This window comes from Kitasatospora sp. NPDC127111, from assembly GCF_042677465.1.
GTDB lineage: Bacteria > Actinomycetota > Actinomycetes > Streptomycetales > Streptomycetaceae > Kitasatospora.
In genome coordinates this window covers 1-10,115 of the sequence record NZ_JBHXTG010000137.1, presented here as the reverse complement: position 1 = coordinate 10,115, position 10,115 = coordinate 1, and the positions used below count along the sequence as shown (strand labels likewise).

Sequence of the window (10,115 nt, the reverse complement as noted above, 5' to 3'; positions counted from 1 at the left end):
TCGCCGAGGAGTTCGTTCTGCCAGAGGGTGTAGTCGGCGTACTGGACGGGCAGCGGGGTCCAGTCGGGGGCGTGGCCCTCGGCGCGGGCGGCGTAGGCGCGGGTGAGGTCGGCGGCGAGCGGGCCGAGGGACCAGCCGTCACCGGCGATGTGGTGGATGACCAGCAGCAGGACGTGCTCGCGCACGGACAGCTCGAACAGCTCGGCGCGCAGCGGTGGTTCGGCCGCCAGGTCGAAGGCGTACCGGGCCGCGGACTCCAGAGCACCCGGTAGCTCGGCCTCGGTGGTCGGGGTGGTGCCGAGCCGTGGCGCCGCCGCCTCGGGCGCGAGCAGCCGCTGGTGCGGCGTGCCGTCGGCCTCGGGGAAGACCGTGCGCAGACTCTCGTGCCGGGCGACCAGGTCGCCGAGTGCCGCGCGCAGCGCGTCGCGGTCCAGCTCGCCGGTGAGCCGCAGGGCCAGCGGGATGTTGTAGGTCGCGCTCGGTCCCTCCATCTTGTGGATGAACCAGAGCCGTCGCTGGGCGAAGGACAGCGGCATGCTCGCGGGCCGTTGCCGCACGGTCAGCGCGAGCCGTCCGGGCCCGGCGGTGTCCAGGCGCGCGGCCACGGCGGCCGGGGTCGGGGACTCGAACAGCGAACGCAGCTCCAGCTCGACCCCGAAGACGGCCCGGATCTGCGCGCTGAGGCGGGTGGCGAGCAGCGAGTGGCCGCCGAGCTCGAAGAAGTCGTCGTCGACGCCGACCCGCGGCAGGCCGAGGACCTGCGCGTAGAGGTCGCAGACGATCTGCTCCTGCGGCGTGCGCGCCTCCCGGCCCGACCCGGCGAGGGTGAAGTCCGGTGCCGGCAGCGCCGCCCGGTCCAGCTTCCCGTTGGCCGTCAGCGGGAGCCGGTCGAGCGGGACGATGGCGCCGGGCTGCATGTAGTCGGGCAGGTGGGTCCGGGCGTGTTCGCGCAGCGTGGTGAGGAGGGCGCTGGTGCCGCGCCCGGCGGCGGGGTTGGTGGTGAAGGAGGACAGCGGGGTGCTGGGTGTGCTCCGGCCGGCCGACGCGTAGGTGCCGGTGGGGACCACGCCGTCGCGGGCGCTCGGCGCGAGGAGGACGAGGTCGACGGTGTCGGGCCGGTGGGTGCTCCAGGTGGCGGCGGTCCAGTAGCCGTGCTCCGCGCCGAGCCGGTGGAGGGTTTCGAGGTCGGGCCGCGGGTCCGGGGCGTCGGCGGGGTACGGGGCGCCGCTGTCGACGGCATGCTGGAGCGCGAGCTCGTGGGCCAGGCGCGCGTTGGGGATGCCGGTGACGCGCAGGCGGTCGGGCCGTTCGGTGGCGAGGTGCCGGGCGAGGTCGTCGGCGTTCTGCGGCCACGGGAGGACGGCGAGGTCGGAGAGGGGGAGCGGGGTGATGCCGGTCTTGTAGAGCGTGGCGTCGTAGCGGTAGCGGGTGAGCTCGTTGTGGGCGGTGCCCCGCTTGAGCCGGATGTCGGCCCCGGCGAGGCCGGGGACGTGGTGACCCAGCGCGGTGAAGTACTCCGGGTCGATGAGGAGTTCCTTCTCCAGGACCAGCGCGTGCTCGACGGCGCGGCGCACGGCGGCGGTGTCGGCCGGGTCGGTGGCGCGGGCGGTCTGGACGGCGGTGGTGAAGGTGCGCAGCAGCCGCGGGTTGCGGATGTCGCCGACGAACACGGCGCCGCCGGGCGCGAGGATGCGGATGGCGTGGTCGAGGACCTGCTCCAGATAGCCGGCGTTCGGGAAGTACTGGACGACCGAGTTGAGCACGATCGTGTCGAAGTGGCCGCTGGGCAGCCCGCTGAAGTCGTGCGCGGGCCTGGTGTCCAGGCGGACCCGGGCGGCGAGCTCGGGGTCGGCGTCCACGTGGTTCCGGAGGTCGGCGATGACGGTGGGCGAGAAGTCGGTGCCCCAGTACTCCTCGCAGTGCGGGGCGAGCCGGGACAGCAGCAGGCCGGTGCCGACGCCGATCTCCAGCACCCGGCGGGGCTTGAGATCCCGGATCCGCTCGACCGTGTGGTCGCGCCACTCCCGCATCTCGTCGAGCGGGATCGGCCTCCCGTCGTAACTGCTGTTCCAGCTGGCGAAGTTCTCACCGAAGGCGGTGGCCGGAGAACTGGTGTAGACGGAGTCGTAGAGGTCCTGCCACTCGCTCAGCTGGTCCTGCTCGGCCTGCTCGTCCCGGGCGCCCGCCGAGGCGCCGGTGACCACGTAGGCGATGAGGCGGGGGGTGCCGGGTTGGTCCTCGCGGACGAGGACGGCGGCCTGGGCGATGTCGGGGTGGTCGGTGAGGACGTTCTCGATCTCGCCGGGTTCGATGCGGAAGCCGCGGATCTTGACCTGGTGGTCGGCGCGGCCGAGGAACTCCAGCTCGCCGTCGGGGTTCCAGCGGACGAGGTCGCCGGTGCGGTACATCCGGCCGCCGGGTTCGCGGCCGTAGGGGTCGGCGGTGAAGCGTTCCGCGGTGAGGGCGGGGCGGCCCAGGTAGCCGCGGGCGAGGCCGGCGCCGGCGAGGTAGAGCTCGCCCACCACGCCGGGGGCGACCGGCTGGAGGCCGCCGTCCAGCACGTAGGCCCTGGTGTTGGCGATCGGCCGCCCGATCGGCGGGGCACCGGAGCCGCCGGCCAGCTGGGCCGCGGTCGACCAGATGGTGGTCTCGGTCGGCCCGTACAGGTTCACCAGGTCGTCGGTGAGCGCCCGCATGGCCTCGGCGAGCGTTCCGGGCAGGGCCTCGCCGCCGACCAGCATGCGCAGGCCGTGCAGGGCCTCCGGGTCGTGGGAGACCAGCAGTTGCCAGAGCGACGGGGTGCCCTGGAGGACGGTGACGCCGTGGTGGGCGATCAGTTCCAGAACGGCGGACGGCTGCGGGACGGCCTCCTTGGGGGCGAGCACGACCGCGGCCCCGGAGAGCAGCGGGTGGTACAGCTCCAGCGCGGCGATGTCGAAGGCGACCGTGGTGACCGCGAGGAGCCGGTCCTCCGGCCGCAGCGGGACCTTCCGGTCCATGGCGGCGAGGAAGTTGACCAGGGCCGCATGCGGTACGACCACGCCCTTGGGCCGGCCGGTGGAGCCCGAGGTGTAGATCACGTAGGCGGCGGATTCCGGCGCGATGGCCGTACCGGTGGCCGCGGGGTCGGTGTCGGGGCAGTCGGCCAGCACGGCCTGGACCTCGGCGGAGTCCAGCACCAGCCGCGGCGACCCGCCGTCGGCGGGAACGCGCTGGTCCGTCCGGGTGTCGGTGAGCAGCAGGGCGGGCCGGGCGTCGGCCAGCACGTAGCCGACCCGGGCCGCGGGGTGGTCAGGGTCGAGCGGCAGGTACGCGGCCCCGGTCTTGAGGACGGCGAGCAGGGCGACGACCAGGTCGGCGGAGCGGGGCAGGGCCAGGGCGACCAGCCGCTCCGGTCCGGCGCCGTGGCGCAGCAGCGCCCGGGCGAGCCGGTTGGCGCGGGCGTCGAGCTCCCGGTAGGTCAGCGTGGTGTCCCCGGAGATCAGGGCCACGGCCTGCGGGGTCGCCGCCGCCTGCCGGGCGAAGCGGGCGGGCAGGAGGTCCGCGCCGACCTCGACGGCGGTGTCCAGCCAGGTGTCCAGGACCCGGTGGTGCTCCTCGGCGGTGAGGAGGTCGATGTGGCCGACGGGCTGGTCGGGGTGGGTGGTGGCGGTGTCGAGGAGGCGGACCCAGCGGTCGAAGAGTTCCCGCACGGTGTGCGGGTCGTAGATGTCGCTGGAGTATTCGACGGCGCCGGTGATGCCGTGGGGTTCGCCGTTGGGGCCGCGTTGTTCGGCGAGGCTGAAGAAGAGGTCGAACTTGGCGGTGCCGGTGCGGCCGGGGGTGACGTCGACGTGGAGTCCGGGGAGTTGGAATGCGCCTTGGGGGGCGTTTTGGAGGGCGAGCATGATCTGGAAGAGGGGGTGGTGGGCGAGGGTGCGGGTGGGGTTGAGGACTTCGACGAGGTATTCGAAGGGGACGTCCTGGTGGGCGTAGGCGGCGAGGGAGGTTTCGCGGACGCGGGCGATGAGGTCGGTGAACGACGGGTCGCCGGAGAGGTCGGTGCGCAGGACGAGGGTGTTGACGAAGAAGCCGATGAGGTGGTCGAGGGCTTGGTCGGTGCGGCCGGCGATGGGGCTGCCGAGGGGGATGTCGGTGCCGGCGCCGAGGCGGTGGAGGAGGGCGGCGAGTCCGGCTTGGAGGACCATGAAGAGGCTGGCCCCGGACGCTCGCGCCGTCTCCGTGAGCCGTCGGTGCAACCCCGGGTCGATGTCGACCGTGAGGTAGTCGCCGCGGTAGGTCATGACGGTGGGGCGGGGGCGGTCGGTGGGCAGGGTGAGCTGGTCGGGGAGATGGGCCAGGGCCTTGGTCCAGTAGTCGACCTGGGTGGCGAAGAGGCTGTCGGGGTCGTTCTGGTCGCCGAGGAGTTCGTTCTGCCAGAGGGTGTAGTCGGCGTACTGGACGGGCAGCGGGGTCCAGTCGGGGGCGTGGCCTTCGGCGCGGGCGGCGTAGGCGCGGGTGAGGTCGGCGGCGAGCGGGCCGAGGGACCAGCCGTCACCGGCGATGTGGTGGATGACCAGCAGCAGGACGTGCTCCCGCACGGACAGCTCGAACAGCTCGGCGCGCAGCGGTGGTTCGGCCGCCAGGTCGAACGGGTGGCGCGCGGCCCGGAGCAGGTGCTCGGTGAGGTCCGCCTCGGTGGTCGTGATGAGGACCGGCTCGATGGTCACCGCGTCCAGCACCCGCTGGTACGGCGTGCCGTCGGCCTCGGGGAAGACCGTGCGCAGGCTCTCGTGCCGGGCGACCACGTCCGCCAGCGCCGCGCGCAGCGCGTCGCGGTCCAGCTCGCCGGTGAGCCGCAGGGCCAGCGGGATGTTGTAGGTCGCGCTCGGCCCCTCCATCTTGTGCAGGAACCAGAGCCGTCGCTGGGCGAAGGACAGCGGCACGGCCTCGGGGAGCCGCTGCTTCGTCAAGGCCAGCCGCGCCGGGCCGGCGAGGTCCAGGCGCGCGGCGACCGCGGCCGCGGTCCGGGCCTCGAACAGGGTGCGCAGGCCGAGTTCGACGCTGAAGGCGGCCCGGATCCGGGCGATCAGCCGGGTGGCGAGCAGCGAGTGGCCGCCGAGCTCGAAGAAGTCGTCGTCGACGCCGACCCGCGGCAGGCCGAGGACCTGCGCGTAGAGGTCGCAGACGATCTGCTCCTGCGGCGTGCGCGCCTCCCGGCCCGACCCGGCGAGGGTGAAGTCCGGTGCCGGCAGCGCCGCCCGGTCCAGCTTCCCGTTCGGCGTCAGGGGCAGTCGCTCCAGCGGGACCACGGCGGCCGGGACCATGTGCTCGGGCAGTCGGCCCCGCGTGAACTCCCTCACCTGCTCGGGTCGGAGGGCCTCCCGGCCGACCACGTAGGCGATGAGGCGGGGGGTGCCGGGTTGGTCCTCGCGGACGAGGACGGCGGCCTGGGCGATGTCGGGGTGGTCGGTGAGGACGTTCTCGATCTCGCCGGGTTCGATGCGGAAGCCGCGGATCTTGACCTGGTGGTCGGCGCGGCCGACGAACTCCAGCTCGCCGTCGGGGTTCCAGCGGACGAGGTCGCCGGTGCGGTACATCCGGCCGCCGGGTTCGCGGCCGTAGGGGTCGGCGGTGAAGCGTTCCGCGGTGAGGGCGGGGCGGCCCAGGTAGCCGCGGGCGAGGCCGGCGCCGGCGAGGTAGAGCTCGCCCACCACGCCGGGGGCGACCGGCTGGAGGCCGCCGTCCAGCACGTAGACCCTGGTGTTGGCGATCGGCCGCCCGATCGGTGCGGGCAGTCGCCAGGCGTCGGGGTCGGCGCCGAGAGCGAGGGCGGTGGCCACGTGCGTCTCGGTCGGGCCGTAGTGGTTGTGCAGGCGGCGGCCGGGGGCCGAGCGGTGGAACTCCCGGACCGGGCGGCTCAGGGTCAGCGCCTCGCCGGCCTGCGCGACCGTACGCAGGTTCGGGAGCGTGCGACCCTGCTCGACGGCGGCCTCGGCGAGCGCCTCCAGCACCAGGTTGGGGGCGAACAGCTCCTCCACCCGCTGCCGGTCGAGCCATTCGGCGAACCGGGCGGCGTCGCGCCGCACCTCCTCGTCCGGGATGACCAGCGTCTTGCCGAAGGCCACCGAGGAGAGCACCTCCTGGGCGGACACGTCGAAGCTGATCGCGGTGAACTGGGCGGTCCTGGTGCCGGGTTCACCGCCGACCGCCCGGTGGTGCCACTGCAGCAGGTTGAGCAGGCCGGCGGCCGGCATCACCACGCCCTTGGGCACGCCGGTGGAGCCGGAGGTGTAGATGACGTAGGCCGGGTGGTCGAGGCTGTGCTCCACCGCGGGCTCGTGGGCCGGCCGGCCGGCGAGGTCGGCGAGCACCGCCGGGTCGTCCAGCAGCAGGATCTCGTGCCCCTCGGGCAGCTTGCCCTGGGTCGCCGCGGTGGCGAGGACCACGGCGGGCCCGGCGTCGGTGACCATGTGGGCCAGCCGGGCCGGCGGGTACTCGGGGTCGAGCGGCAGGTAGCCGGCCCCTGCCTTGAGGACGGCGAGCACGGCGACGACCAGCTCGGCGGAGCGCGGCAGGGCGAGCGCGACGATCCGCTCCGGCCCGACGCCGCGCGCGGCCAGCAACTGCGCCAGGCGGCTCGACCGTTCGTCCAACTCCCGGTAGCGGACGGTCGTTCCGCCGTCCACCACGGCCACCGCGTTCGGGTCCGCTGCCATCCCCGCCCGGAACAGCTCCGGAAGGCTCCGGTGGTCGAGCGCGGCCGCGGTGTCGTTCCGGGTGACGAGCAGCTCCCGCCGCTCCTCGGCGGTGAGCAGGTCGATCCGGGCGAGCGGGCGGTCGGCATCGGTGACCACCAGGTCGAGTACCCGGATCAGCCGGTCGACGAGCGTCCCGGCCTCGGCCCGGTCGAACAGGTCGTCGCGGTAGTCCAGGCGCAGGTAGAGGCGCCGGCCGGGGGCGGCGATGAGGGTCAGCGGATAGTGCGTCGCGTCGCGGCCACGGGTGAGGTCGGGGGTGATCCGCAGACCGTGTTCGGGGCGCTCGGCCGGGTCGTCCCAGGGGTAGTTCTCGAACACCAGCGAGGTGTCGAACAGGTCGCCCAGCCCTGCCAGTCGCTGGATCGGGGCGAGCCCCAGGTGGTGGTGCGGGGTCAGCCGGGACTGTTCGTCCTGGAGCCGCACCACGGCGTCCAGCAGTGACTGCGCCGGATCGAGCCGGACCCGGACGGGCACCATGGTGATGAGCAGACCGACCATCGACTCGACCCCGGCCAGCTGCGGGTTGCGCCCGGACACCACGGCGCCGAAGACCACGTCGTGCTGCCCGGTGCGGCGGCTCAGCACCAGCCCCCAGGCGGCCTGCAGCACGGTGTTGAGGGTCACGCCGTGCCGTCGGGCCCACTCGACGAGCGCGGCCGTACGGTCCTCCGCCAGTTCGGTGGTGATCCGCTCCGGCATCAGTGCGGCCCGCGCCGGGTCCACCGGCGTCACCAGGGTGGGCTGTTCCAGGTCGGCGAACGCGTCGCGCCATGCCGCTTCGGCCGCCGGCCGGTCCTGCTGGGCCAGCCAGCCGAGGTACTGCCGGTACGGGGTGACCCGCGGCAGCGCGGAGGCGTCGCCGCCGGCGGCGTAGAGCGCGGTCAGCTCGCGCACCAGGATCGGCGTCGACCAGCCGTCCAGCAGGATGTGGTGGGTGGTCATGACCAGCCGGTGGTGCTCGTCGGCCAGCCGTACCAGGGCGAAGCGCAGCAGGGGCGGCTCGGCCGGGTCGAACCGGCGGCCGTGCTCCTTCGCGGCGATCCGGGTCAGCTCGGCCTCGGCCTCCGCGGCGGGCAGCGACGACAGGTCGAACTCGTCCCACGGCACGTCGACCTGCCGCGGGATCAGCTGAACCGTCCGACCCGAGTCCACCTGCCGGAAGGCGGCCCGCAGATTGGGGTGTCGCCGCACGAGGGCGTGCACCGCCGACCGCAGCCGCGGGCCGTCCAGGGCGCCCGCGAGGTCGAAGACGTGCTGCACCGCGTAGACGTCCGCACCGTCCTGCTCATAGCGGGAGTGGAACAGCAACCCCTCCTGCATCGGGGAGAGGGGCAGGATGTCTTCCAGGCCCGACGACGTCATTTCTGGATCCTCCACGCGGCTTCGAGTTGCTCGATGTCGTGCTGGCTGAGCTCGGTCAGGGGGAAGTCGGACGGCGTGTGGCCGCCGGTGTCGGGCCGGTCCGCGTGCCGGACCAGGCCGCGGAGCGCCTGGAACCAGTCCTCGGCGAGGGAACGGACGTGCGGCTCGGGCCACAGGTCGGGCGCCCACGTCCAGACGGCCTCCAGCCACGGCCCGTCCGGGGTGTCGCGGACCATCGAGTTGACCTCAAGGCCGTGCGCCAGGGCGGTGGCCGGGTCGGTGCCGCTCAGCAGGCCCGCCTCCGGCGCGACCGTCCAGGCAGGCTTGCCCGGCACCACCGGCGTGCCGGCGGCGGGGAACCGGCCGAGGTAGTTGAAGCCGAGCTGCGGCACGGCGAGCCGGGCCAAGGCCGGCCCGGTCTCCGGGTTGAGGTGGCGCAGCAGACCGAAGCCCAGGCCCCGGTCGGGCAGCGCGCGCAACTGCTCCTTCACCTGCTTCAGGGCCGCCCCGAGGGCCGGACCGCCGCCGGTGACCTCGTCCCAGCCCAGCGCGCCCGGGTCGATCCGGACGGGGTGCAGGGTGGTGAACCAGCCGATGGTGCGCGACAGGTCCGTCCGGTCGAGGACCTCCTCCCGGCCGTGGCCCTCCACGTCGACCAGGAGTGCGGTGTGCCGGCCCCGGCCGTGGCCCCGCCGCCACCGGGCGGCCGCCAGCGCGAGCCCGGTCAGGAGGACGTCGGCCACCCCGGCGTGGAAGGCCGCGGGTGCCGTCGTCAGCAGGGGGGCGACCACCTCCGGGGGCAGGGAGACGGTGAGGCTGCGGGCCCGGCCGACGGTGTCCCGGGCCGGATCCAGCCGGCCGGTGGTCAGCGGCGGGTCGGCGGCGGTGAGCACGTTCGTCCAGAGCGACGCCTCGGCGGCCCGGGCCGGCTGCCGCGCCTCCGCGGCGAGCAGCCGGGACCAGCGGGCCAGCGAGGTCTGCACCGGCTCCAGCCGCGGCGGGCGGCCGTCCGCGGCCGCCTCCCAGGCCGCGACCAGGTCCGGCAGCAGGATGCGCCACGACACCCCGTCGACGACCAGGTGGTTGACCAGGAGCAGCAACCGGCCCGGGCGGTGCGGACCGGCGTCGAACCAGACCGCCTGGAGCAGCACGCCGCGTTCGACGGAGAGCCGGGCCTGCGCCGCGTCCAGGTGCGTGCGCACGGCTGCCGCGTCCGGAGGCCCGCCGAGTTCGACGCGGTGCACCAGTCCGGCGGCCGACACCGAGCCGACCGGAGGGATCTCCAGCGACCACGGCAGGCCGGAGCCGTCGGCGACGTCGGTGCGGGTGAGCCGCAGCGCGTCATGGTGATCCAGCAGCGCCTGGACGGCGGTGACGAGCCGCTGCTCGCCCAGCCCGGCGGGCACCGTCAGCAGCATCGCCTGGTGGAACCGGTCGATCGCGCCCCCGCGTTCGTCGAACCAGCGCATGATCGGGGTCGGCTCGACCGGCCCGAGCGCCGACTCGTCGCTCTCCGGGGCGGACTGGACGAGCTCCTCGGCGATCGCGGCCAGCCCGGCCGCGGTTCGCTGCTCGAAGACGTCCCGGATGGCGAACCCGACCCCGGCCGAACGGGCCAGGCTCACCAGACGGATCGAGACGATGCTGTCTCCGCCGAGGGCGAAGAAGTCCTCGTCCAACCCGACCTGGTCCACGCCGAGGGCCTGCGCGAAGAGCTCGCCGAGCAGCCGCTCGCGTGGGGTGCGGGGTGCGCGGCCGGGAGCGGCGGCGCCCGCAGCCGGATCGGGCACCGGCAAGGCGGCACGGTCCAGCTTGCCGTTGGCCGTCAGTGGCAGCCGGTCGAGGGTCACGAACGCGGACGGCACCATGTACTCCGGCAGCCGCCTCCGGACCGTCTCGCGCAGGTCGTCCGCTTCCACGGTGGTGTCGGTGACGACGTAGGCGATGAGGCGGGGGTTGCCGGGTTGGTCGTCGCGGACGAGGACGGCGGCTTGGGTGATGGCGGGGTGGTCG

Annotated in this window: 2 protein-coding genes; both read right to left on the bottom strand. The window is 74.2% G+C overall.

Annotation, left to right across the window (positions count from 1 at the left end; translation table 11 throughout):
- Positions 1-8,102, bottom strand: an 8,102-nt coding sequence (locus ACFVHB_RS39310; protein ID WP_380332658.1) for an amino acid adenylation domain-containing protein, incomplete at its 3' end; no start/stop codon positions are given.
- A partial coding sequence (locus ACFVHB_RS39305) for a condensation domain-containing protein (protein ID WP_380332656.1) occupies positions 8,099-10,115 on the bottom strand: 2,017 nt, incomplete at its 5' end. The genes ACFVHB_RS39305 and ACFVHB_RS39310, both read right to left, overlap by 4 nt.